Source organism: Pseudoalteromonas sp. PPB1 (assembly GCF_015356275.1).
GTDB lineage: Bacteria > Pseudomonadota > Gammaproteobacteria > Enterobacterales > Alteromonadaceae > Pseudoalteromonas > Pseudoalteromonas rubra_D.
Genome location: NZ_JACEQV010000003.1, coordinates 254499 through 280179, shown reverse-complemented (window position 1 = coordinate 280179; position 25681 = coordinate 254499). Strand labels below are relative to the sequence as shown.

The 25681-nt window shown below is 47.6% G+C and carries 20 protein-coding genes; 8 read left to right on the top strand and 12 right to left on the bottom strand.

Annotation, left to right across the window (positions count from 1 at the left end; genetic code table 11):
* Nucleotides 1-44: 44 nt before the first annotated feature.
* From nadD to leuS, 4 genes are read right to left on the bottom strand one after another with little or no spacing between them, the layout of a single operon-like run.
* Nucleotides 45-689, bottom strand: a complete 645-nt coding sequence (gene nadD, locus IY568_RS05030; RefSeq protein WP_194866917.1) for a nicotinate-nucleotide adenylyltransferase — start codon at nucleotides 687-689, stop codon at nucleotides 45-47.
* On the bottom strand, nucleotides 686-1723 hold the full coding sequence (holA, locus tag IY568_RS05025; protein WP_194866916.1) for a DNA polymerase III subunit delta: 1038 nt from the start codon (nucleotides 1721-1723) through the stop codon (nucleotides 686-688). The genes nadD and holA overlap by 4 nt, the downstream gene beginning before the upstream one ends.
* Nucleotides 1723-2223 (bottom strand): LPS assembly lipoprotein LptE, encoded by a 501-nt coding sequence (gene lptE, locus IY568_RS05020; protein WP_194866944.1) that lies wholly within the window; start codon nucleotides 2221-2223, stop codon nucleotides 1723-1725. The genes holA and lptE overlap by 1 nt, the downstream gene beginning before the upstream one ends.
* Before the next feature lie 32 nt (nucleotides 2224-2255).
* Nucleotides 2256-4844, bottom strand: a complete 2589-nt coding sequence (gene leuS / locus IY568_RS05015; protein ID WP_194866915.1) for a leucine--tRNA ligase — start codon at nucleotides 4842-4844, stop codon at nucleotides 2256-2258.
* Between the two features lie 209 nt (nucleotides 4845-5053).
* On the opposite strand from leuS, the gene IY568_RS05010 reads away from it, so the two are divergent.
* Genes IY568_RS05010 through IY568_RS05000 form a run of 3 tightly spaced genes read left to right on the top strand, consistent with a single transcriptional unit; the run spans nucleotide 5054 to nucleotide 8491 of the window.
* Nucleotides 5054-5512, top strand: a complete 459-nt coding sequence (locus tag IY568_RS05010) for a zinc ribbon-containing protein (RefSeq protein WP_010382634.1) — start codon at nucleotides 5054-5056, stop codon at nucleotides 5510-5512.
* Between the two features lie 52 nt (nucleotides 5513-5564).
* A complete protein-coding gene (locus IY568_RS05005; RefSeq protein WP_194866914.1) occupies nucleotides 5565-7997 on the top strand; it encodes a Lon protease family protein in 2433 nt (810 codons plus the stop codon).
* A gap of 14 nt (nucleotides 7998-8011) precedes the next feature.
* Nucleotides 8012-8491 carry an FKBP-type peptidyl-prolyl cis-trans isomerase gene (locus IY568_RS05000; protein WP_125559866.1) on the top strand — a complete coding sequence of 160 codons (480 nt, stop codon included), beginning with the start codon at nucleotides 8012-8014 and terminating at the stop codon, nucleotides 8489-8491.
* Nucleotides 8492-8537: 46 nt separating this feature from the next.
* On the opposite strand, the gene IY568_RS04995 is transcribed toward IY568_RS05000, so the two are convergent.
* Nucleotides 8538-9161 carry a TIGR04211 family SH3 domain-containing protein gene (locus IY568_RS04995; RefSeq protein WP_125559868.1) on the bottom strand — a complete coding sequence of 208 codons (624 nt, stop codon included), beginning with the start codon at nucleotides 9159-9161 and terminating at the stop codon, nucleotides 8538-8540.
* 287 nt (nucleotides 9162-9448) lie between these two features.
* Here IY568_RS04995 and IY568_RS04990 point away from each other — a divergent pair, with 287 nt between their 5' ends.
* From IY568_RS04990 to IY568_RS04980, 3 genes are read left to right on the top strand one after another with little or no spacing between them, the layout of a single operon-like run.
* Nucleotides 9449-10966: a CYTH and CHAD domain-containing protein gene (locus tag IY568_RS04990; RefSeq protein ID WP_125559870.1), complete on the top strand. Its 1518-nt coding sequence runs from the start codon at nucleotides 9449-9451 to the stop codon at nucleotides 10964-10966.
* Between the two features lie 25 nt (nucleotides 10967-10991).
* Nucleotides 10992-11636: an START domain-containing protein gene (locus IY568_RS04985; protein ID WP_194866913.1), complete on the top strand. Its 645-nt coding sequence runs from the start codon at nucleotides 10992-10994 to the stop codon at nucleotides 11634-11636.
* Between the two features lie 56 nt (nucleotides 11637-11692).
* Entirely contained in the window at nucleotides 11693-12544 is an 852-nt protein-coding gene (locus IY568_RS04980) for an HDOD domain-containing protein (RefSeq protein ID WP_010382627.1), read from the top strand.
* A gap of 63 nt (nucleotides 12545-12607) precedes the next feature.
* Here IY568_RS04980 and metK read toward each other — a convergent pair whose 3' ends face one another.
* Nucleotides 12608-13759, bottom strand: coding sequence for a methionine adenosyltransferase (metK, locus tag IY568_RS04975; RefSeq protein ID WP_010382626.1), 1152 nt, complete (start codon nucleotides 13757-13759; stop codon nucleotides 12608-12610).
* A 361-nt stretch (nucleotides 13760-14120) separates the two neighbouring features.
* Here metK and tkt point away from each other — a divergent pair, with 361 nt between their 5' ends.
* Together tkt and IY568_RS04965 are read left to right on the top strand one after the other, a co-directional pair.
* A complete protein-coding gene (tkt, locus tag IY568_RS04970) occupies nucleotides 14121-16115 on the top strand; it encodes a transketolase (RefSeq protein ID WP_049864976.1) in 1995 nt (664 codons plus the stop codon).
* A gap of 948 nt (nucleotides 16116-17063) precedes the next feature.
* Entirely contained in the window at nucleotides 17064-19310 is a 2247-nt protein-coding gene (locus IY568_RS04965; RefSeq protein WP_194866912.1) for a zinc dependent phospholipase C family protein, read from the top strand.
* Between the two features lie 305 nt (nucleotides 19311-19615).
* Here the strand turns inward: IY568_RS04965 and IY568_RS04960 are convergent, their stop codons facing one another.
* From IY568_RS04960 to pdxA, 6 genes are all read right to left on the bottom strand, one after another.
* Nucleotides 19616-20368: a hypothetical protein gene (locus IY568_RS04960; RefSeq protein ID WP_125559880.1), complete on the bottom strand. Its 753-nt coding sequence runs from the start codon at nucleotides 20366-20368 to the stop codon at nucleotides 19616-19618.
* Nucleotides 20369-20574: 206 nt separating this feature from the next.
* A complete protein-coding gene (locus IY568_RS04955) occupies nucleotides 20575-22590 on the bottom strand; it encodes a methyl-accepting chemotaxis protein (protein ID WP_125559882.1) in 2016 nt (671 codons plus the stop codon).
* Nucleotides 22591-22703: 113 nt separating this feature from the next.
* On the bottom strand, nucleotides 22704-23501 hold the full coding sequence (locus IY568_RS04950) for a symmetrical bis(5'-nucleosyl)-tetraphosphatase (protein WP_125559884.1): 798 nt from the start codon (nucleotides 23499-23501) through the stop codon (nucleotides 22704-22706).
* Entirely contained in the window at nucleotides 23501-23890 is a 390-nt protein-coding gene (apaG, locus tag IY568_RS04945) for a Co2+/Mg2+ efflux protein ApaG (RefSeq protein ID WP_194866911.1), read from the bottom strand. Before apaG ends, IY568_RS04950 begins: the two co-directional genes overlap by 1 nt.
* Complete coding sequence (rsmA, locus tag IY568_RS04940; RefSeq protein ID WP_125559886.1) at nucleotides 23874-24680, bottom strand: 16S rRNA (adenine(1518)-N(6)/adenine(1519)-N(6))-dimethyltransferase RsmA; 807 nt, start codon at nucleotides 24678-24680, stop codon at nucleotides 23874-23876. Before rsmA ends, apaG begins: the two co-directional genes overlap by 17 nt.
* The gene (gene pdxA, locus IY568_RS04935) at nucleotides 24677-25669 is read right to left on the bottom strand and encodes a 4-hydroxythreonine-4-phosphate dehydrogenase PdxA (RefSeq protein WP_125559888.1); all 993 of its coding nucleotides are present in this window, start codon (nucleotides 25667-25669) and stop codon (nucleotides 24677-24679) included. Before pdxA ends, rsmA begins: the two co-directional genes overlap by 4 nt.
* Nucleotides 25670-25681: the final 12 nt, after the last annotated feature.

Here is a 25681-nt window from a genome sequence, read left to right as displayed (position 1 = left end):
AACTCAAGTCTGTGACTGAGGTTGTCTATCCATTGCTGTCCGGGTTAGGTGTCGTCGCTACTGCTTAGGTACAATTGATGTGCCTGAATATACTTTAGGACTGCATTATTCAGCCAAGGTTCAACAGCTTGGCGCTGTTTTATCGCATTTCTGATGGTACTGGACGCAGCCTCAAACGGTTGGCCTGGCAAAAAATAACACAGGCCAGCAGGCAGCGTGCTGAGTTGCTCAGGTTCGCTACAGCACGCTTGTTCAAGGTAAGTCTGCAACGCCGCTGACGGCGCAAAGGCATCGCCCGGGCGCTGATACACCACAAGGTGACATAACGACACGATATCCTGCCAGCGATACCATTTGTTCAGGCTGTTAAACGAGTCCATGCCCATTAAAAACACCAGGGTCTGATCTGGATACTCAGCTTTGAGCTCTTCCAGCGTGAGCAAAGAATACGAAGGTGTATCGCGCTCGAGTTCCCTTCGGTCAATGGTGAATCTGGAGTCGTGCGCAGTGGCCAGCTGTAACATGGCCAACCTGTCTTCGGTACTGATAGAAGGACCTTTTTTGTGTACAGGTACAGCGTTGGGGATAAAGCGCAGTTCGGAAAGTGTGAGTACAGCCATGCACTGTGTGGCCATATTGATGTGACCCAGATGCACGGGATCAAAGGTACCGCCGAACACTGCTATCATGCCAGCTCCTCGTAGGGCAGAGAAAAAGGCAGAGACTGGCAAAAGCTCAGTGCAATGTGTGCCAACGCCTGGTAAGGCGCAACCAGAATATTGCGCTTATAAGCGGAATCGAATTCGGCCAGCAGCACGAGCAATTGTTCCAGTTGCGCAGTGTTCAGTCGATCAAGGGCTTGCTGGGTGCTCTGCTGCTGATTTTTCCACACATTGTGTTTTTTGAATGCATCCGGTGTCGGTGTGCCTGCTTGTATTAAGTGTTTAAGGTTGAGCAACAGCTGAGCCTGGTTGTGCAGTGTCCAGGCAATGCTGGCAGGCTCAACATTATCGTGAGCTAATTTATTCAATACTTTGATTAAAGTACGAGGGTTGCCACGTAATAGCCCATCGTTTAGGTCAAAGATGTCAAACTTAGCCTGATTGAGCAGACCGCTGAGCAGTTTTTCCTGATCGATGGGGGCATTTTTATACAACAGAGATAGCTTTTCCAGCTCCTGATGGGTTGCCAGCAGGTTGCCTTCAGTCGCCTGTAGCAGACTGCGTTTGGCATCATTATTGAGGTTCAACTTGAGCCGCTTGCACTCATCGTCGAGCCAGCGTTGCAGATGGTAGCCGGTGAGGGCATAGCAGGGCACAAACAAACCTTGTTTATCCAGTGCTTTAAACCAAGCGCTACGCTGAATATCCTGCGAGGCTTTGGCTCCTTTGAGGATTAAAATTACATCCGGGTTTGGGTTTGCCGCCAGCGCTTTTAAGATGGCCACGGCCTGGGTGGGTGGCTTCTGCTGATTAAGATCGAATTCAATCAGTGTCTGGGCGCTGAACAGCGACATACTGTTGTACTGATTGACCAGCTCCTGCCAGTCAAAACCGGGCAGCAGGCTGAATTTTATCACTTCATCAAAGCCCTGTCGTTTAGCCACCTGGCGTACCGAGGTAACGCACTGGGCTTCCTGGAAAGGCTCTTCACCAAAAATCAGATAAAACGGATGCAGGCCTTGTTTAAGCTGGCCTGCTAATTGATTGGCATAACAACGCATCAGAGTTGAGATAATTCGCGAATAATACGGCGACTGGCAAGCTCTCGTAACTCGCTAAGGATGATTTCACGTTCTTGCGCTTTACCCAGGGCATTGTCCGGATCATCCTGATAGTTGCGGTACAGTTCAAATTCCTGTTCGACAGGTTCAAACCCTGGGCGCGTGAGGCGGTAGCGAACACTATAGGCCAGCTCATATTGTGCGACCTGACCATTTTTGAATAGGCTTAGTGTCTGGCGTTCAAGGGAATCACGATACAGGTGCAACTCTACGGCCTTCTGACCATTACCCAGTTTGGGAGAGGGCAACAGCTCAACCTGGGCGCGTCTCAGAGCCTGTTTCAGGCTTGAGTAAAGCGCTGACTTACTGTCGGTGCCACTCAGATACAGGACCCTGAGGTCATCAGGCAGGTACGAGGCTTTCTTAAGCGCAAAGCCACACCCCGACAGCGCCAAACAGGCAAACATCGCCAGCATGAAACCATGCCAGCGCCTTGTCATACTGAATAAAGGGGTATTCAGCAGGGCAGCCATTAGTTGGCTACCACATTGAACAGTTTACCTGGTACGTAGATTTTCTTACGTATGGTTTTACCCTCGGTAAACTTCAGCACGTTTTCATCGGCAAATGCCAGTGCTTCAATTTGCTCCTGGGTTGCGTCTGCCGCCACAGTTAGCTTAGTACGCAGTTTACCATTGACTTGTACTACGATCAGCTTCTCGTCTTCTACCAGGGCTGCGGCGTCAACCTGAGGCCAGCGTGCATCCAGAATATCGCCTTGCTTGCCAAGTTGTTCCCACAGCTCGTGAGACAGGTGAGGTGTGATAGGCGCCAGCATAATGATCATGGCTTCCAGTGCTTCGTTGGCCAGTGCAATGTCCTGGGCGTCTTTTAGAGGCGCTTTGGCCAGCTTATTTGACAGCTCCATGATTGCAGCAATAGCGGTGTTGAAAGTCTGACGGCGCTCAACGTCATCCGTTACTTTCGCAATCGCTTTGTGGATCTCACGACGTAACGTCTTTTGTGCACTGTTCAAGGCGTTCAGATCCAGCTCAGCGGTACCAGCAGCTTTAACGTCTACGGCAAATTTCCAAACCCGGCGCAAGAAGCGATGTGCACCTTCTACACCTGAGTCAGACCATTCCAGCGTCTGCTCTGGTGGTGCCGTGAACATCATAAACAAGCGTACGGTATCGGCACCGTACTGTTTGATAACGATTTGTGGGTCGATACCGTTGTTCTTTGACTTCGACATCTTGCTCATGCCCGCAGAGAATACCGGTTCACCATCGTCTTTGTGCCAGGCTTTCGTGATGCGGCCCTTGTCGTCGGTTTCGGTTTCTACGTCGGTTGGTGAAATCCAGATGTCACCGCCTTTTTCATCTTTGCGGTAGTAAGTTTCAGCCAATACCATGCCCTGACACAGCAGGCGCTCGAATGGCTCACTTGAATTCACCAGACCAAAATCGCGCAATAGTTTGTGGAAGAAGCGTGCATACAAAAGGTGCAGGATAGCGTGCTCGATACCGCCAATGTATTGGTTTACCGGCAGCCAGTAGTTTGCTGCGCCTGGCTCCAGCATGCCTTCGTCGTAACGTGGGCTACAGTAGCGCGCGTAGTACCAGGATGACTCCATAAAGGTGTCAAAGGTGTCCGTTTCGTGGAATACCTGCTCACCATTAACGGTTGCCTTGGCCCACTCAGGATCTGATTTAATCGGTGATGTTACACCGTCCATCACGACGTCTTCCGGCAGTCGCACTGGCAGCATGTCTGCGCTGGCAGCCAGCTCACTGCCATCCGCTTTATTTAGCATTGGAATTGGTGAACCCCAGTAGCGCTGACGGCTTACACCCCAGTCACGCAGACGGAAGTTCACTTTACGCTTACCCGCATTCATACCTTCCAGCTTTTCAGCGATGGCATTGAAGGCTTCTTCAAAATTCAGGCCATCGAACTCACCAGAGTTGATTAACACGCCTTTTTCGGTAAACGCCGCTTCATTTAAATCAGCTTGTAGTTCGCTGTCAGCTGCCGGGGCAATCACTTGTTTGATTTCCAGGCCGTAGGCGCTGGCAAATTCATAATCGCGCTGATCGTGACCTGGTACGGCCATCACGGCACCTGAGCCGTAATCCATCAGAACAAAGTTCGCAACCCAGATAGGCACTTGCTTACCGGTAAGCGGGTGGATAGCGTAGAAACCGGTCGCGATGCCTTTTTTGTCCATGGTGGCCATGTCGGCTTCAGCAACTTTGGTATTTTTGCATTCTTCAACAAACGCAGCGATGTCTGCGTTGTTTTGCGCTGCTTCCTGAGCAATCGGGTGTCCGGCTGCTACAGCAACGTAAGTCACACCCATAAAGGTATCCGGGCGTGTAGTGTAAACAGTGAACTGCTCATCGTTGTCGGCGCGTTTAAAGTCGATTTCCAGACCTTCTGAGCGACCGATCCAGTTGCGCTGCATCGTTTTTACTTGCTCAGGCCAGTGTTCAAGCTGGTCCAAATCGTCCAGTAGTTCCTGCGCGTAGTCGGTGATTTTAATAAACCATTGTGGAATTTCTTTTTGCTCAACGATGGCACCTGAACGCCAGCCGCGACCATCGATAACCTGCTCGTTAGCCAATACGGTTTGGTCAACCGGATCCCAGTTTACGGTTGACATTTTTTTGTAAACCAGGCCCTTTTCGTACAGTTTAGTGAAGAACCATTGCTCCCACTTGTAGTAATCCGGGTGGCAGGTTGCGATTTCACGATCCCAGTCATAGCCAAAGCCAAGCAGCTTTAACTGGTTACGCATGTAATCAATGTTTTCGTAGGTCCATTTTGCTGGCGCCGTGTTGTTCTTGATTGCAGCATTTTCCGCAGGCAGGCCGAATGCGTCCCAACCCATAGGTTGCATCACATTTTTGCCCTGGAGTCGTTGGAAACGCGAGACCACATCACCGATGGTGTAGTTACGAACATGACCCATGTGGAGACGACCACTTGGGTAAGGGAACATAGACAGACAGTAGTATTTTTCTTTTGATTCGTCTTCAACAACTTTGAAGCTGTTATTTTGTTCCCAGTGGGACTGAACTTTAGGTTCGATTTCTTGCGGGTTGTATTGCTCTTGCATTGACGTTTCCAGACTTCTTGCAAACTAATTATAAAATTGCCGATAGCATACCCGAAAAAACGCGCTGATCACAGCGCTTCAAAGCGGAATTATGAGCGCAAATGAGTGCAGTCATGGTGATTTGTTTCAGGACTGTGACGTTAGCTGAACTATACTGACTAGTAGACACTGAAAATAGGCTGCGAAATAGCGTGAGTCGGGAGGCAAACATGGCGGATTACAAGCGCTGGCTGGATGACTTTTCATTATGGCTGAAAGACGTTAAAGAGCACGAGCTAAAAAAATTGCTCAGGGAGTTTATGGATGCCCAGGAGGCGGTTAAGCAGCTGTCAAAAGACAAGCTGGCGGATTATCGTTATTTTCTAAAGCGTGACCTGGCGCATCTGAGTGAACACAAAGACCATTACGATGATGTGGCCTGGGAAGAGCTCAAGGCCAGTGTAATGTATGAATTGGCTCAGTTGGAAGATCGCACTCAACTTGAATGGCAAGCATTAGTGCAGGACTTTCAACACGATGGCATTTACAAACAAGGGGAATGGATAGCATTGGGGCAATTAGTATGTAAAAATTGCGGCCATAAAACGAATGTCTATTATGCGTTGGAAATTCCCTCGTGCAGCGAATGTGGGCACGGTGAGTTTGCTCGTAAGGCACTTACCCCTTAATCACAGCCCTGCATGCGAGTGTCGTGCGCCGGCCAAGAGAAAGAAGTTAGGAATGACGAAAACCATTAAGCCTTTGAGCAGCGAACAGCTGGCTCCCAGTGTGTCTTTGCCACACATCTCCACATGCATGCAAAATCCTTATCCGGATCCCTTACCTTTTATCGGTCAGAATCGGGCGCAAAGTGCGCTGGATTTTGCCTTGGGTATGGAGCTGCCCGGCTACAATGTGTTTGTTATGGGTGAAGCGGCGACGGGTCGATTCACCATGGTGAAAGATAAACTCGAAGCACATTGTAAAACCCGCCCGACTCCCAAAGAGTGGTTGTACGTAAATAACTACGACGACCACAGAGAACCCATTGCCTTGTTTATGCAGGCGGGCGAGAGCAAAGTCCTGGCTGACGACATTGATTCTTTCCTTGACGAAGTTGTGGATACGTTTCCGGCTGCATTTGATAACCCAGGTTATCAGCGTAAGAAAAAGTCGCTCGACAGGGACTTTGATAACAAATACAACGCCGCCCTGAGTGCGGTGGAAGAACTGGCCGCAAAGAAAAGCGTCGCTATGATGGAAGAAAAAGGGGTGGTGAGTTTTGCCCCTGTGGTGGATGGCAAAGCGCTTGATGATGCCGAATTTATGGCACTGGAGGAAGCGGTTCAGGAACACTTCTTCGATGCCATTGAAAAGCTCGAAGATTGCCTGATTGAAGCGCTCATTGAACTGCCGCGCTGGAAGCGGGAGTCGTCAGAAAAGCTCCGTGAGCTTAAGAAAACCACCATTGAGCTGGCGACTAAGCCTCTGCTGAAGGCACTGGAGCACAAGTATGCCAGCCACATTGGTGTGATCCGTTATCTCAAAGATTTACGGGTAGAAATTGTCGATGCTGTGCTCGACTGGCTCGATGACGATAGCGCGTCAGAAGAGAGTAAAGACGATTTTGATGCCAAAGGCATGCTGAGCGATTTCTTTGCGCCTAATATTCTGGTGGAGTTTAAAGAAGGGCAGGCTGCGCCAGTGGTGTACGAGCCTAACCCGACCTTTGGAAATATCTTTGGCAAAATAGAGTATGCCAACGCCCATGGAACCCTGATCACCAGTTATCGCTCTATTCAGCCGGGTGCATTGCACCGCGCCAATGGCGGTTACCTGATCATGGATGCCGACAAAGTGCTGGCCAATGCACAGGTCTGGGATGGACTCAAACTGTCTTTGAAAACGCACCAGATTAAAAACGACTTGCCCTATCAGGACAGCTCAGTGGGCAGCAGTTTTACCCTTAAACCTCAGCTGATCCCGCTGGATGTGAAGATCATCTTGCTGGGCTCGCGTGATTTGTATTACACCATTGGTGAGTACGACGAAGAGTTCGGAGAATTGTTCCGGGTGCTGGCCGATTTTGACTACTATCTGCCGGACAGTGACCGACTACAATACCAGTTTGTCACTAAGGTGCAGGAGTACTGTGAGCAGACTTTGAAGTGCACACTGACCGGCGAGGCGCTGGCGCGTTTACTGAAGTTTAGTTATCGTCAGGCCGAGCATCAGAACAAGCTGTCAGCGCGGTTTGCGGACGTGCTGGAACTGGTGGCAGAGGCAAGCTATTACGCTAAACAGGACGGGTTGAGCGAGATTGATGCGCCACATATCGATGAAGCCATTGTCGGCAAACAGTATCGAACCGGCCAGCTGAGTGAGAATATGCTCAGCGACATTGAAGAGGGGCACACGCTTATCGCTACTGACGGTGAAGCCGTCGGTAAAGTCAACGGTCTGACAGTGCTACACATTGGCGATACGGCTTTTGGTACCCCAGCGCGTATTACCGCAACTGTATATGCTGGCGCTGATGGCGTGATAGACGTTGAACGTGAAGCAGAGCTGGGCAAGTCTATCCACTCTAAAGGGGTGATGCTATTAACCGGTTATCTGGGTAACAAGTATGCGCAAAGCTTTAGCCTGACGCTCAGTGCCAATATTGCCATTGAACAAAGTTATGGTTTTATTGACGGCGACAGCGCGTCTCTGGCCGAGTTATGTGGCTTACTCTCTGCAATCACTCAGCTGCCTATCGATCAGTCTCTGGCTCTGACAGGGTCGATTAACCAACATGGTGAAGTGCAGGCTGTTGGCGGGGTCAATGAAAAGATCGAAGGCTTCTTTAAGTTGTGCAAAATGCGCGGTCTGACCGGGCGTCAGGGCGTGATCATTCCTCGCTCCAACCTGATCAATCTGGTACTGGATGACGAAGTGCTGGCTGCGGCACAGCAAGGTCGGTTCCATATTTTCGCGGTCGCGACAGTCGACGAGGCATTGTCTTTGCTGATGCAACGAGAAGCAGGAGCGCTGATGAATGGCCAGTATCCGGATCAAAGCATCAACGCATTGGCACTGGCTCGCCTTGCGCAAATTGCCGACGTGGTTAATGGCGATGACAAAGACGCTGAGAGCGACCCGTCAACTGAACAAGATAAAGATCATTCATAATTTAGGTAGTCACTATGTCAATAACCAATATTGTTCTCGTCCTGGTCATCGTTGTGCTGGGATGGCTTATTTTCAAAAACGGTAAACAGCAAAAGCAGGCGGCGGCAGGGAATCGTATTGAAGCCGCTGAGTTTTTGGCGCAAAACGGCCAAAAGCCGGGGATCACGACCACGCAATCAGGCCTGCAATATGAAGTGATGAGCAAAGGGGATGGGGACGTTCACCCAGGGCCCACCGATAAAGTGACCGTGCATTATCATGGCACTTTACTGGATGGTTCCGTGTTTGACAGCTCAGTGGTGCGCGGAGAGTCAATTAGCTTTGGTCTGAATCAGGTGATAGCAGGCTGGACAGAAGGCGTTCAGTTAATGACGGTGGGTGATAAGTATCGTTTTTTTATCGGACCTGATCTTGGTTATGGTGATAGAGCAGCCGGGAAAATAGCGCCGGGGTCACTGTTGATTTTTGAAGTTGAGTTATTGGGTATTGAGTAACAGAAATTAAAAAAGGCCGTAAAGGCCTTTTTTAATTGGTGATTGTTTACGCCCAGCCGTCGTAGCGCTTACGCCGTGACAACACCAGGGTTAATATGACACCAATCAGAATGCCTGCAATGGCAATACCGCCACCATAGCTCAATAGCATGTGTTGTTCTGTTTGTGCTTTGTTTTTACTTGACTCTACCTGAGCTTCAAGCGCTTTTTCTAACTCAGTGATATTGTTTTTCAGCGCCTCATTATCTTGTTGTAGTTGCAGATTAGCTTGTTCCAGTTGTGGAATTTGGCTCTGTAACGTATTGAGCTCATTGCTGCTATCGCTGAGTGCCAGGTTGGCACTGTCGAGTCGTTGACGCAACCCTGGCTCTGATGTGACGAATTGGCTTTCTACCCATCCTTCGCGTGCTTTGTCATCTCTGATTTGAATAAAGTTGTCTTGCTCTGCATTGAGGATGGTGATCGGGCTTCCGGCTTCAACAGAGCCCAGAATGCGATAATTCTTGCCCGGTCCGGTGTGCATGAATAAGTATAAATCGTCGACAATATAGCCATTATTGTCAGTTGCTGACTGTGCCTCTGTGGGCTCATTTTGCAGCTCGGTTTGCTCCGCCATTGCGCTCAATGAGAGCACAGACAGCAGCAGCGGCAAAGCGATATTTTTCAGCATTTGCAGGCCTTAAATATTGATATCGTTATAAAGTTAACAAAATAGTAGGGATTTCCCGGCGCAAAGGCAAGGGGCAGGTTTTGCAGGAAAAGGGTGAACAGTTGGTTTTCAGCTCAGTTGTGAGGGCGTTCATGGTGAAGATAGGTGTACATGTTTACACCTGTAATTGACGAAACCGGTTGGGATTGGTGGTGATAATGCGCTAATAATTACTAAAAGGTTTGCAAAGTGCGGACCCTTTGTATATTTTGAAGGTTCGAAAATTACATAGGTAAATCACACCCCTGATGGACACTGAGATAGAACTGAAATTTTTGGTTTCAGACAATGAAGTTCCGCTGATCCCAGCCCTTATTACCCAGTTTGCTAAAAAAGTCAGCAACAAGCCCGCTAAAAACCTGAAAAATGCCTACTTTGATACCCCTAGCCGGGAGTTACGTGCATTGGACATAGGCTTACGCACACGCTGCAATGATGACGACTGCGAGCAGACGATCAAACTTGCGGGTGAAGTGGTTGGAGGGTTGCATCAGCGTCCAGAATACAATCTACCCATTCAGGGCAGTCGACCAGATATTCATGCCTTTGACAGCAGTATTTGGCCTATGGGTGTGCAGCTGGAATCAATCGCCAGTAATTTATTCCCGATCTTCAGTACCAACTTTATTCGCCGTACCTGGTTGATTGAGACCGAGGCAGGTAGTGAAATTGAGGTAGTACTGGATAAAGGTGAGATCAGTGCACAGGGGGTCGTTGAGCCAATTTCTGAGCTTGAAATTGAGTTAATTGATGGCGACAGAGATGATTTATTTCTGCTGGCCGATCATTTGTTACAGCATATTGGGCTCAGGCTCGGATTATACTCCAAGGCGGCAAGAGGCTATCGTATCGCCGATGATAAACCGCTCAAGGCGAATAAAACTCTGGGCGTGATTAAATTGCCTCGCGGTTGCTCACAAGAGCAAGCACTGGTCGCCACCGTAAACCACGGTATTCAGTTTGTTCAGAAACACGAGCAGTGTTATCTTGATGCGCCGAGTCTCAAAACGCTGAAGCGCGTCATTGACGGCGTCAGCCTGATCCGCCATGCATTTTGGTTGTTCGAGGAGTTTGTTGATAAGTCGTCAACGGAATTTTTACGCAAAGAACTCAAGTGGCTATTGTCAGAACTGGGCTGGGTGGAAAATGCTATTCATCTGAAAACCTATACTTCAAAGCGACATGCCTATTTCAAACGGATCTCCAATGCACCTGAGTTGGCTCAGGTCATTGCCGATATGAAAGACGTTCAGCCAACCGTGACTGATATTGAAGATCTGTTCCATTGCTCGCGATACAACCGATTGATCCTGGCACTGACTCGCTGGTTGCTGGACAAATCCTGGCGCAAAAACTGGGATCAAAACGCAATAACAGCTGCGCAAAGTCCGGTCGAGACCTTGGCCAAGCGTGCTTACGACCACGACTGGAACAAGATTACGACGCTATATCCGGCTGATCGTACCATGACAGTGAAAGAATACCTGGAATGCCGCCAGCCGCTGGAAAACATGCTGCTTAGCGGTCACTGTCTGGGTAAGTTATACGACAAAGAAACCCGTCAGGCGTTTAGAGCGCCCTGGGTTGATATTGTCTATGGTATTTATGAGTTGGAAACGCTGTTTTATCTTCGCCAATTGTGTGAAGGTCAGCCAAATGAGGCATTGCAGGATATCTTGGTCTGGCTGCAGCAAAAGGCTGATTTCCTTGTTAGTGCGATGGAACAAAGTCGTCAGGCTTCGTTAAACAGTGAACCTTACTGGTGATACTCCGCGTTTAGCATGTCTGAGCATGCTGCTGTGGCTAGTCTGCTTTGCGGCTGCTGGTCACAGCGTGCAGAGCCAGACAAGCTGGCAGCCCTGGTATCACTCTTCTTTATTTTCTATCAGTTATCAGAAGCCGCCTGATCATCCTTTGAGGATCCGTGTCACCGGAAAATGGCCTGGCGTCAGTGCAAAATCGGTGATTAACCTGCTACATGATACCACCCGTGTTTCTGAGTGGGTTAAGCATGTCAGCGCCGTCACGATTTTGTCTCGTCCTGCGCCAAATCAGACGCTGGTTTTGACCCACTTTGATTTGCCCTGGCCACTGCGCAAGCGGGATATGGTAACGCATGCCTGCTTATTGCAAAAGTCGCCCGCCAGTTATGTGCTAACGATACGCTCAGTCGCCGAGTATCCGTCTGAACCGGGAATGATCCGCATTCAACCTGTCTTAGTGCAATGGGTTTTGACGGAACGAGACGATGGCGTTGAAATAAACTACCAGATCTCGGCAGATATTCAGGGCGATGCGCCGCAGTTGTTTGTCGACAAAGTAGCATTGCGCAACACTCGCGCCTCTTTTAACGCACTATATGCATTACTGCAGGCACAGGCGCACAATGCCAAGGCTTGGGCCATTACGCCCGCAAATACCTGCCCGTTCGAATGATCATCACTGGATCATCGTCTACACTAAAATCAAACTAGCCTGACTTGTTTGTTGTTATGCTCAATATTGATGAAAAAACACTGGCGGAGTTACGCTCCGGTTTTAATCTGCCTGCAAAGCCTGAAGTTCTGGAACACATTCAGAATGAACTCAATAGTGAAGAGCCCGAGCTCAATCGTGTTGCGAACATCATTTCACAAGATGTCGCAACATCGGCCGCGGTGCTAAAAGTGATTAATTCTCCGGCCTATGGGATGTCCAGGACGGTGTCTGACATTAAACAGGCGGTGATGTTTTTGGGGCTCAATAGCATCACACAGATTGTTACTGGCTACTTATTGAAAGAAGCGTTCGACCAGAGTCTTTGTTGTATTTCGTTAGAGCGCTTCTGGGACAATGCCATTGATATTTCTCAGATAGCGATGTTAATTGGCAAGCGGGTACGCGCGAATGTCCCCATTGAGAACTTGCAGTTATTGGGTTTGTTTCATGATGCGGGTATACCGGCTATGGCGATGCGCTATGACAACTACAAAGAGGTCATGACTCGCGCGATACAGCGACCCGAATATACTTTGGCGCACTATGAGGAGGAGTTGTATCCGACCAATCATGCGGTGGTGGGTTATTATCTTGCGAGCTCCTGGAATATTCCCAAATCCATGTGTCAGATAATCTTACGCCACCATGATCCGCAGTACCTGGAAGAAGAGCATGATGAGAGCGAACAACAGGCCTTTGCCATTCTTAAACTGGCAGAAAATCTCGCATTTGAAGGAAAGTACTTTCGCAATTGTGCCGACTGGCATGCATTTAAAGATAAGATAATGATTGTCTTAAATATTCACGATGATGATTATGTGGATATTAAAGAAGATATTGAAGAGTTTCTGATTTCTGGGAATTAATTATTTCAATCCGTAAAACAAAAGGCGCCCTAAGGCGCCTTGTCTGTAAATCTGAGTTTACAATTATAGACCAGCAGCGGCTTTAAGTGCTTCTGCTTTATCTGTTGCTTCCCACGGGAATTCATTACGGCCGAAGTGACCGTATGCCGCAGTTGGCTGATAGATTGGACGTTCAAGGTCCAGCATAGTGATCAAGCCATAAGGACGCAGGTCGAAGTGGTCGCGGATCAATTCGATCAGGCGTGCTTCTTCTAGTTTACCTGTGCCGAAGGTTTCAACACTGATAGACGTTGGCTCAGCAACACCAATTGCGTAAGACACCTGGATTTCACATTTGTCCGCAAGGCCTGCTGCTACAATGTTCTTAGCAACATAACGTGCTGCGTAAGCGGCTGAACGGTCAACTTTTGATGGATCTTTACCTGAGAATGCACCACCACCGTGACGTGCCATACCACCGTATGTATCTACGATGATTTTACGGCCAGTCAGACCACAGTCACCCATTGGGCCACCGATAACGAAACGGCCAGTCGGGTTGATGAAGAACTTGGTCGCTTCAGTGATAAGTTCAGCTGGTAGAACTGGCTTGATGATGGTTTCCATCACTGCTTCAACCAGGTCATCCTGGGAAACTGAATCACAGTGCTGAGTTGACAGGACAACCGCGTCAATACCCACTGCTTTGCCATTTTCATAGGCAAATGTTACCTGTGACTTCGCATCAGGACGCAACCAAGGCAGAGTGCCATCTTTACGCACCTGCGCCTGACGTTGAACCAGACGGTGTGAGTAAGTGATAGGTGCCGGCATTAATACGTCGGTTTCGTTACAGGCATAACCAAACATCAGACCCTGGTCTCCCGCGCCTTGTTCTTCAGGACGAGTACGGTCAACACCCTGGTTGATGTCTGGTGATTGTTTACCAATGGTGTTCAGAATTGCACACGAGTCGGCGTCGAAACCCATATCTGAGTGAGTGTAGCCAATCTCGCGTACCGTTTTACGCGTTAGTTCTTCAATATCAACCCAGGCGCTAGTGGTGATTTCACCACCGACCATCACCATGCCGGTTTTTACGTAAGTTTCACACGCAACACGTGCTTTTGGATCTTGCTCAAGGATAGCATCTAGTACCGCATCAGAGATCTGATCGGCGATTTTATCCGGATGACCCTCAGAAACAGATTCAGAAGTAAATAAATGTTTTGCCATTGTATTTATGCTCACAAATATTGCGCTTCACAAACAACAGGAATAGCGCGAAAAAATCAGAGCGATATATTATCGAAAACGCGCACGGCTGCATAGCTTTTTTACGCCTAGACGTCTAATTTTAAATCTTTGCGAAAAACGCAGTAAAAAAGTCCCCGGTGACGCTAAGAATTCATTGATTTTTAATTGCAGTGGTTACCCTAATAGGTAAGAATGGGGACCAATTTTCTAATCGAGTTACCTGCATTTCGGCGTGTCATGCATTGAATTGCCACACATTAAGGTAAACATGACAACGTCGCCACACGGGTATATTAGGTACAGATTTGCCACTCAAATGACAAAAAAAGTAGGAGACTTCATGCCATCTCGCAAAGAACTTGCAAATGCCATACGCGTTCTGTCCATGGACGCAGTTCAAAAGGCCAAATCCGGTCACCCGGGTGCCCCAATGGGTATGGCCGATATCGCAGAGGTATTGTGGCGCGATTATTTAAAGCACAACCCAAATAACCCTGACTGGGTCGATCGTGACCGCTTTGTATTATCAAATGGCCATGGCTCCATGCTCATTTATTCTCTATTGCATTTGTCTGGTTATGATCTGTCAATTGATGAACTAAAAAACTTCCGCCAAATGCATTCTAAAACACCAGGTCACCCTGAGTATGGTTATGCTCCAGGTATCGAAACAACCACTGGACCACTTGGCCAGGGGATTACCAATGCGGTAGGTATGGCGATTGCTGAAAAGGCTCTGGCGGCACAGTTTAACCGTGATGAATATGACATCGTGAATCACTACACCTATGCTTTCCTGGGCGATGGCTGTTTGATGGAAGGTATTTCTCACGAAGCATGTTCTTTGGCAGGCACTCTGGGCCTGGGCAAGCTCATCGCATTTTGGGATGACAACGGTATTTCTATTGATGGTGAAGTAGAAGGCTGGTTCAGCGACGACACACCTAAGCGTTTTGAAGCGTATGGCTGGCACGTAATTGCAGATGTGGATGGTCATGACAGCGAGGCGATCACCGCTGCCATCGAAGCGGCGCGCGCTGAGTCGGATAAGCCAACCTTAATCTGCTGTAAGACAGTGATTGGTTACGGCTCACCAAACAAGTCGGGCAGCCACGATTGTCATGGTGCACCTTTGGGTGACGACGAGATCAAAGCGGCACGTGAATTCCTTGGCTGGGAGCACGAAGCGTTTGATATTCCTGAGTCTGTATATGCTAAGTGGGATGCTGCGGCGCACGGCCAGCAAATTCAGAGCGAGTGGCTGGTTAAATTCACTGAGTACCAGATGCATTACCCTGAGTTGGCGGCAGAGTTTGAACGTCGTACTAAAGGCGAGTTACCTGCTGACTGGGCACAGAAAAGTGCAGAGTACATTGCACAGTTACAGGCCAATCCAGCCAATCCGGCAACCCGCAAAGCGTCACAAAATGCATTGAATGCGTTTGGCCCACTGTTACCTGAATTTATGGGTGGTTCTGCGGACCTGGCAGGTTCAAACCTGACGTTATGGGAAGGCTCTAAAGGCCTGACCGCTGATGATGCGTCAGGTAACTACATCTTCTATGGTGTACGTGAATTCGGTATGTCAGCCATCATGAATGGTATCGCACTGCACAAAGGTTTCATTCCTTACGGCGCGACCTTCCTGATGTTTATGGAATACGCGCGTAACGCAGTGCGTATGGCTGCATTGATGAAGCAACCAAGTATTTTCGTTTACACCCACGATTCAATCGGTCTGGGTGAAGATGGTCCGACACACCAGCCGGTAGAGCAGCTTGCGAGCATGCGCATGACACCAAACCTGGTTAACTGGCGTCCGTGCGACCAGGTTGAATCAGCGGTTGCCTGGCAGCAGGCTATCGAACGTAAAGACGGTCCTACGTCACTGGTATTTACCCGTCAGGGGCTTGAGCAACAGGCGCGTAGCGACGAGCAGGTAGCAGCCATTAAGCAAGGTGGTTATGTGCTGAGCTGTGACGGTGAGCCAGAGCTTATCCTGATTGCAACAGGTTCAGAAGTTCAGTTGGCTGTCGAAGCGGCTGCACAGCTTCGTGACAGTGGCAAGCGCGTACGTGTTGTGTCTATGCCATCTACCGATGCGTTCGATGCACAATCTGCTGAGTATAAAGAGTCAGTATTGCCAGCGGCTGTGACACGTCGTGTTGCGATTGAAGCGGGTATTGAAGACTACTGGTACAAGTATGTAGGCTTGAATGGCGCAGTAGTAGGCATGAGCACTTTTGGTGAGTCAGCGCCGGCTGCTGAGCTGTTTAAGCACTTTGGCTTCACGGTTGAGAATGTGGTTGCTAAGGCGAATGCCTTGTTCAATTAAGCTCAAACGCTAACATTGAAAAAGCCGTTTAAGGAAACTTAAGCGGCTTTTTTGTGCCTGGTGAAAAGATCTGGATAACGGTTCACATGATGGCTGACAGCCATTTTATCATCTAGAGTGATTGCGTGTCAGGATATGTGACAGTACCCATCCTGGGAGGTGCTAAACAATCTAAGAGTCATTTTGCTGAAAAAATATACATGGGTATTGGGAATATTTTTGTCACCTCTCATGCCTGTGCTCGTAGTCAAGGCGGCCATTCACAGTTATGAGAAAAGCCATGGCTATGGATCAACTTACAATGAAGGTAATCGAGCGTTTTCAATTTTGCGCTTAGGGTGGAGAGTTTACGCTGGGCTGGCTGTACAGCACTGGGCAAAGACCTGTGGTGAGAGATGAAGTCAGCGCGAGAGTGTAACCAATCCATTGGTACAAACGGGTGATAAATAGGCTGCTGTAGTTTAGTCATACTGGTTAACTGATACTGTCATTTCCGGAGTGCTCCTCGTCAATCTATGTAGGTGTCTGAGCCACAGATAACCGCTAATCCATTATTCAAACTACGCTTACGACAGGCCTCGCAGGCTTGGGACTTATATTCAGTGCTGAAGAACCAGTTACTTCCAGGTATATTTCTGAGTAACACATTTACTTATGTCGATAGATATGCTGTGAGCAATTTAATCTTGTAGGGAGTGCCCATTGGGAGAGTGAAACAGTGGTCTTACCTTTGTTATATTTAAATTATAAATAAAAGATATATTTTTAATTTTTTTCTGTTTTTATTTTGTTTGTGATTTTCTGTTAATAATTCCTGCCTTTAACTTTGTTAAATTATTAAATGTGGAAATAGTAATTGAGAACTCGCGCGATAAATGGATAATGCGCTCGAATTTAACGAAAAAGGAGTTGCTTCTCATTATTAAGAAGTAATTATATAAAATAATTATGAAGTTTTTTAAATTTTTATTTTTTCTGTCTGCGTTAGTTAGCAACATGGTTGCTGCCTTCGAACTAAAAACGCATATGTATGTTGGTAAAGAGGTCATCAATGACTTACGTGATCATAAAGTATCAATCCCCCCTTATGGTGACTTTGCTGTAAATAAAGATTTAGCAAGTGCTATTCTGGCAAATCAAAACTTGTACTTACTGGGTACAAATGGTCCCGATGTTTTACCTGACTTTATTGGCGGACAAGTCACTGTTCATGCAGGCACCGGTTGGAATAGTAACCAGTGGTTAACCTATTTGTCGACAAAGCCAGATGGCATATCTTCCTCCGAATGGAGTGCGTTTTATTCAGGGTATTTAAGCCATGCCGCCAGCGATGTGTTTGCCCATACTTATGTTAACTCTTACGCGGGTGATGCGTTTGATCTGGGTGACTCTGATGCATTTGCTGTAGAGATAAGACATAAATTACTAGAAATGTATATTTCTAAGTATCAACCTTACAGCTTACAGGCAAGCAGTGTGCTTAATGTGTCGTCCAATCAAATAAAGGCAATTAAAGAGAAATTGCTGGATAACGATGGGGTGTCAGCTCAATATAAAAAGTCAACGTTTTCAAAACACCTTCAAAGTATGAAAGCATTTGAAGATGAAGCGGCTGAGCAAGCTAAGCCTCTTGGTATTTTAAAACGGACACTAGAGAGTTGGATCAATATCTCGAAGCAGCGACAAAAATATTACAATGATCTGATTGCCGCGTACGAAAAGGGGGGCGCCGAGCGCGAAGAGCAGCAAAGAAATATCTCAAGACTTGAAGAAGAAATAAAAGAACTTAACCGGGGGAACATAGGTAACTATGTGGTATGTGAACTCTTACCATTCTCTCCATCTGCTTTTTGTCCTTCTTTCGATGACCCATTTAGGAATTGTAAGGATGCTGATGAATATCGTAAAGAGCAGGAAAGGAAAGGGTTGTGTTTGTGGAGTGACGATCATGCAAGACGTATAGTTGATGAATTAAAAAAGAAAGAGGACGAGTTAGCACGATTAAAATCGGAACTTAAATCTATCTGGGACAGTAATCCTGAGCTTAAAAAAACAGCTAAGGCGCTGGGTATCAAAGAACTGTCAAAGAATGAAGCTGTACAGGCACTTGCTTTGGTTACGACCGCATTAGCCCTTGGTTATGAGTTAGATGTAAAAGCAATTGCGTTGGATGCCGCCTATTCACAGTTTTTTAAGTATTCAGTAGAAAAAGCAGGTGAGGCATACATTAGCGCTAATATCAGTACGGCAAAACTAATCGCGGATGGTAAAAATTATACAGTTAGTGCTAAGCCAATTACAGAATGGCTGGCTTGTTACGGTCCTATTTATACGGGCGATCCAATAGGAACTGTTACTCCTCACATGTGTGAAGCGGCTAAGAAGCTTAAAAATTTACAAAGCCAATTATCTGAATCTCTAAAAGACCTAGCTAAAGACCATAATGGTTTGGCAAGTATTTACTCTCAGTATAATCAGATAAAAAAGGATATTAACGCGTTATCTGAAAGGATTGGTAAGCATGTCGTTAAAGAAATTCTCAATGACGATCAGGAAAAAATGCTTCGCTGGATTAGCAATCCGCCTTCCGATGATGTGATTAATAATGCTTTCAAAATGGATGGATTAAATAAGAAGCTACTTCTAATTCCAGATGTTTCTGAAAGAATAAAAGGGGACATGCATTTAAAAAATGGAAAATTCAGTCCTCAAGAGTTTGCGCCTGTTTACAACGCAATTCAGCTCTCTAAGTTAGCACTGTTAGGTAAAGGTGAGCTTAATCGTCTCGCCCGTAAAGCTGGGGTTGATATTCGCCATGTTCCAAATAGTAATATTATGCTTGGTTGGATAGCGTCTTTAGACGGTAATCATGCTTGGATGGAAAGATCGCCGAAGTTGCCTAGACAGCATGGTCATGAAGATCAAAAGCGAGACTATGAACGTCAGTATAGCGTGAGGCCATTCTATTTTTGGGGTGCGGAAGCGGCCAGAGAACAAATTTTCTTAAGAATATTTAAGGGTCCGTTGGCGCCCGGTTTAGTTGCGGCAGATACAATTGGTGAGAGCAATATCCTGCCTGATTACTATAAAATAAGAAATTGCCATGAAAGCGCATTTCAGTTGGATCAGACACACTTTGAGCGATGTTTACCCATTGCAGCCTGGTTAATACCAATACTTTCTGTAATAAACTAACCAAAGTAAAAGTGAGGATATAGATCCAGTTAGTGATGGCTATGCCTGACCTGACTGGGTCTATTGCTAGACTTCACCTCGCTTTCACCTCAATGATACTGTCTACATGCAGGTGGTGTAATTCGGAGTCACGAAATTAGTGAGGTGGCTGAATTAGTGTAATCAGACAGCTTTGCAAGTTGTCGCCTCTTTGTGCTTACAGGAATCGCAGAGGCATTTGGGCTGGCAATGACTGCATGGATCATCCAGACATATCTTATCGCCAGGTTGATAAGATAGACTGCCATATACCAGCCATTTTGTTGTTAAAACCGATAGCCTAAATTAAAGTTTGCAGTAGACTTTGACTGGCTTCTGTTAAACCAATCGGCGTGATGTTGAGTGACCTCAAGCGTACCAAATAGGTTGCGTGTGAAAGTATACTCAAGCGCTAGACTGACACCGTAGTTTTTACCATCACTGTTGATGGGGTCCGTTTTACATTTTGTTTTGCAAGTGCTGGAGTTTGGGATGTAATAACGACCGTCAATGTCGCCGTCCTGATAGAACACGCTACCATATAGCAAAAGCTCCGGGGTCAGGCGATAGCCACTAATCAACGCCACATCGATGGCGTTTTTATCAAATTCCCAGTGAGCGTTATTATACGCGGTACCGCCGATATAATTGCCTGCTTCAACTCCAGAGTCATCACCACTGACATAGCTGATACTCACGGCATGGGAGACATCGCCGCTGCTGGCCTCTTCTCTGCTTTTGCCGTAAAACTGGTATTTCAGACTGTATTTTCCTTCTCCTCCGGCTGCCCAGCCTAATTCGAAACCGTTGCCCAAAGACAGCTCTGCTGCAGCGCGTAAATGCGAATCATCAGTCACGTATTCGGTGGTGTTCAGCGGGATGACATTAAGAGTATCTGTGCTCAAAGACAGACTGAGGTGAAAAGGGGATTTATTTACCTCCGGGCTTGCAAAACGCGCTGTGCTGTTGACAGATTCAGGGCTGGAGTAGCAGCCACCCAGTAAAGTGGAAAGTGCAATTAGAGACAGTGTTTTTTTCATTATTTTTTACTCCGTTAAAAACCGCGTAAGTGTGCAGGATTGTCCCTTAAATTACAACTGTTGACGGAGTGGTTACGATGGGCCTGTATGTCCTGATCAGAAAAGCACTATTTATCTTAAGTAAAAAATGGGTATAAATGTTGTCTTGATTGAAATAGAAAGGCCCGCTCACTGAGCGGGCCTTTGACATTACTCATTAACAGATATCAGACTCTGAACTGGTCAACAGACAGTCTCAGTTCTTCGGCTAGTTTGGCCACTTCTGAGCTTGAAATTGACGTCTGATTTGCCCCTTCAGCCGTTTGTTCGGCGATGGTCACAATGGATTCAAGACGTTCACTGATCTCCTGAGAGACTTGTTGCTGTTCATTGGCTGCGTTGGCAATTTCTTCGCTCACGTCATGTGCACGAGACACGGCGTCCGTGATTGAATTAAGTGCTTCATTGGCCACATCACTTTGGTGAACACAAGATTCAGCTTGTTGCTGGCCTTTCGACATCGCGCTGACGGCTTCTTCCGCACCGCTTTGCAATGATTCGATCATGGCCTGGATCTCTTGTGTCGACTCCTGCGTTTTGCTGGCCAGGGAGCGCACTTCGTCGGCAACAACCGCAAATCCACGACCCTGTTCACCGGCACGTGCTGCTTCGATGGCGGCATTCAGGGCAAGCAGGTTAGTTTGTTCTGCAATACCACGGATCACATCCAGGATACCACCAATCGCTGAACTGTCTTGATGTAGCTTGTTGATTACTTCAGACACCGCTTCGACTTCATGAGCCAGCTGTTCAATGGTGTGCTTGTTATCCTGAGAAATGCCCTTAACGCGCTCGGCCTCTTTATCGGCATTCTTGATTTCCTGCAATGCCTGATGGGCACTGTTGCTCACGCCATGGGCTGTGCTACTCATCTCAGTGGTTGCCGTCGCGGCTTGCTCAACCTGAGACTGCTGGCTCTTAATTGCCTGGCTAGACTCAATGGTAATGGCTGAGGTCTCTTCCGAGGCAGCAGCAAGCTGAGTTGAGCGGGATACGATACCAGTGATCAACTCTCGCAAACTGGCTATGAGGCTGTTACAGCTGCGCGCCAGTTCACCAAACTCATCTTTTGCTGAGTCATCCAGTGTCTGGGTCATGTCGCCACGAGCGACGATATTTAAGACGCGATTAACTTCAGACAAGGGTTTAGTAATACGACTGACAGTCAGGTAAGCGATGACGATTGCTAACAAGGCAGCCATGATCATACCAACCCAGGTCCACATATTTGCAGAGGTGACGTCTGCACGTACTTCATCCTGAATATCAAACGCCAGTTGCTTTGATTGTGCAACCAGTTCACCAAGCTGTTTCAGGGCGGTGTTGGTGGTCGCTTCAGCGGTGTCTAACTCTGTACGAGTTGTTTGTCGTGCCGCGATTAGCTGACCGACATTACCGGAAATGCCGTTAGCACCCTTGAGCTGAGTTAGCAGGTCATCGTAGTATTGTTGTAAGTCGTCTACTAAAGTGCTGTCGAGCTGCGCGACTGTGGTTGTCATTAAAGACATATTGCGCTCCAGCTCTTCCAGTACATAGGCCTGTTCCTTGTCAACGATGTCCAGCGTGTTGCGCTCTTTGATGGTCATCATATCTGTGCTGGTTGTCACCGCAGAACTAAACAGGTTTTCTAATTTTGTTGCTGCCTGATAAGCGCGGCTGTCACTATCCTGTAAGCCGTCTAAATCGAGGATATCCAATACCACTGTCGTGGCATCCTCGGCGGCCATTTCTGTGTCTTCAAGTTGTTGCTTAAGTGTCTTTACCAACATTAGCTCGCGGGCCTTGTTACTCAACAAGTCCTGCACAGAGGTCGAGAATTGGTTGAAGCTTGATTCGACCTGGCGTTTGCTTTGTGCCAGACCTGGGTCTTGATCAACCACAGCACCTAACTCAGAAAAGGTTTTATTGAACGCTTGCTGACGTTCATTGAATTTTGCCTTGAGTGAGTTCAGCTCATCGGGTGATTGCGTAAAGTAACTCCCCTGGGCGAGTTTACTCATCTGAGTGAACTCAATTTGTAACGCAGCACTGCTGTCCAGAGCGGGCAATGAAAGCGAATTAACCAGTCTTGTGGAATTATCTATATTGGCGATCCTTAGCAGCGAGTTTCCTCCGATCATCAACAGGAGTAGAGTGATTATTATAAAACCACCCCAGATACGTTGGCTTACAGTCAAATTCATACGGGTACCATCAAATTAAAGCTGAATGAATGCTTATCGGATTTATTGCGCGATAGTTAAGTATTTTATAGCAGATGTGAATTCAAAATTCAGTAAAATCGGCTGAGAAACAGTTAATTGCTCGAAATTTGCTCATTTGCGTCTAAATCAAGCAGGGTCATCGGTCCTCCCCACACACACCCTGTATCTAAAGCAGTGACATTGGGGACTTTTGTGATCCCTTGCAAGGCTGCCCAGTGCCCAAAAAGGTAACGATTGGCCTCACTTTGGAAGCGTGGATGAGTAAACCAGGGACGTAACTCGCCGGCATCGTCCAGCGTGCCTTTATTGTCAAAATCGAGATGCCACTGCGAAGTCAGGAAGCGCATCCGGGTAAATACATTGACTATGGTATTAAAGCGGCTTTGCTCATCAGTATCCAGTAGCAGACGGGGCTCTTTACCGTACATCGCAGGCAGAAACTGGCTGGCCTCATCGCCTTGATATTTTTGTTGCGCCCAGCGACCTAATGACAGGGCTTGTTCAATCTCCCAATCAGGGTGAATACCTGCATGAGAAATAAAGGTGCGGTAGTTATCAAGATACACGCACAATGGCTGACGGCGCAAAAAGGCCAGATAATTTGGTAATTGAGGGTGCTGGTATAGGGCGTCGAGCTTGTCTTTAGGGTTGGGTGTTTTGCCCAGTAATACATTGCAGATAAGGTGTAAGTCGTGATTGCCAAGGGTAATAGTGACGCAATCCTGGTGGCGAAACACAAAGTCGAGACAGCCGAGTGAATCTGGGCCCCGAGCTACAATATCGCCTACCAGATAGAGGTGATCACGCGCTGGGTTGAAGGCAACTTCCTGCAACAACTGCTTTAACGGTGCAAAGCAGCCTTGCAGATCACCGACCACATAATTGGCCATTAGTGCAGGATATCCGGACGGCTCAGTCTGAATACCTGGATTGGAGCGCGAAATTCAGTGCCAAATTCATTGCGCATCACATAGTAGCCTTCCATTGTGCCAACTGGCGTATCTAACACTGCGCCGCTGGTGTACTGGTAACTTTCTCCTGGACGGATCGTTGGTTGCTCTCCGACTACGCCATCACCTTCGACTTCGGTTTCTTTACCGTTGGCATCGGTGATCAACCAATAGCGGCTTTCCAGCCTGGCATTACACAAGCTGTGGTTTTTAATGGTAATGGTGTAGGCAAAGACATATTTGTCTTTTTCTGGCTGAGATTGGCCTTCAACATAGAAGGCTTCTACAGATACTTTGATCGGTGAGCCGATCTCACTCTTTGTTGTCATAGATCCAGTTTGCTATCTCAATAAATTGCGAAAGGGAAATATTTTCGGCACGTAAACCCGGGTCGATCCCAAGGTCACTCAGTTGCTCGGCAGTCATTAAGTTCGATAAACTGTTGCGCAACGTTTTACGTCTTTGATTAAAGGCTTCAAGACACACAGTGTTCAGCACTTTGGTGCTTTTTGCACTGCGTTGTTGCGCATCTTTGGGGATCAACCTCACGACCGCAGAGTCAACCTTGGGTGCTGGTTTAAAGCACGTGGGAGGGACCTGGATCACCGGAATAGCGTGACAATAGTATTGTGTCATAACACTCAAGCGGCCATAGGCTTTACTGCCTGGTCCAGCTACCATGCGGTTTACCACCTCTTTTTGCAGCATGAAATGCATGTGCTCAACCTGATCTGCAAATTCAAATAAATGAAACAGCAGTGGCGTAGAGACGTTATAAGGTAAGTTACCAAAAATCTTAAGCTTTTCATCGCCTTTCAGGAGCGTAGAAAAGTCAAACTTCATAGCGTCGCCTTGATGTACCGTGAGTTTTGGTCCCATAAAAGGGTGGTGGATCAGTCGCTCTGCCAGGTCGCGATCCAGTTCCACAACAGTTAGCTGGTCACTCAGCTCTATCACGGGCTCAGTGATGGCGCCTAAGCCTGGACCTATCTCTACCAGATTGTCTGTAGGCTTGGGATCGATGGCCGTCACAATCTTATCGATGATGTTGCTGTCGTTAAGGAAGTTTTGGCCGAAGCGTTTACGGGCTCGGTGGCCCAAATGTACTTTATCTGTCATGAACTCTGTGTTTTCTTGGTGGCGAGCTTAATTGCTTCGCGGATCGCTAATTCGAAACTACCGACTTCTGCGTTGCCACTGGCGGCAAGATCGAGTGCCGTGCCATGATCAACAGAAGTGCGGATGAAGGGCAATCCGAGTGTAATATTTACCGAATTGCCAAATCCTTTGTATTTTAACACAGGTAAACCCTGATCGTGATACATTGCCAATACGGCATCGGTATTTTCGAGATATTTCGCCTGAAATAGAGTATCTGCGGGCAGCGGGCCAACAAAATGCATACCCTGCGCATTGAGCTCGGTTAACACCGGCTCTATGGTATCAATTTCTTCATTGCCCAAGTGGCCACCTTCACCAGCATGCGGGTTTAGCCCGCATACCAGGACATTTGGCTTTTCAATCCCAAACTTGGTTTGCAAGTCCTGATAAAGAATGTGTGCCACTTTCGTGAGTCGGTCATGGGTAATGGCTTTAGATACGTAAGCAAGCGGAATGTGGGTCGTGACCAGCGCTACACGAAGTCCCTCTGTGGCCAGCATCATAACCACATCGGGGGTGTTGGACTGCTGCGCAAAATATTCAGTGTGACCACTGAAGGAAATACCAGCGCGATTGATAATCCCTTTGTGCACGGGTCCTGTCACGACGGCATCGAATGTGCCGTCCATATTTTTTTCCGAGGCGATACGTAAGGTATCTAAGACGTACTGACCGTTGCGTTCATCCAGCTCACCTGCGGTGACGTCACAGCCACGGTCTACCTGGAGGTAATAAATACTGCCAGGCGGCGCGGCTACGGCTGGTGCATCAGGGTCAAACGGAATGAGCTTAATGGTCGTATTTAGCTCCCTGGCACGCTGTAGCATGATGTCTTTATCCACAACCGCGACCAGCTGTGCAGGCCAGTCGTGTTGTGCAAGTTTGATGACCAAATCAGGCCCTATCCCTGCCGGCTCACCGGGGGTGATTGCGATTCTTAAACTCATCTTAGTTCTTCT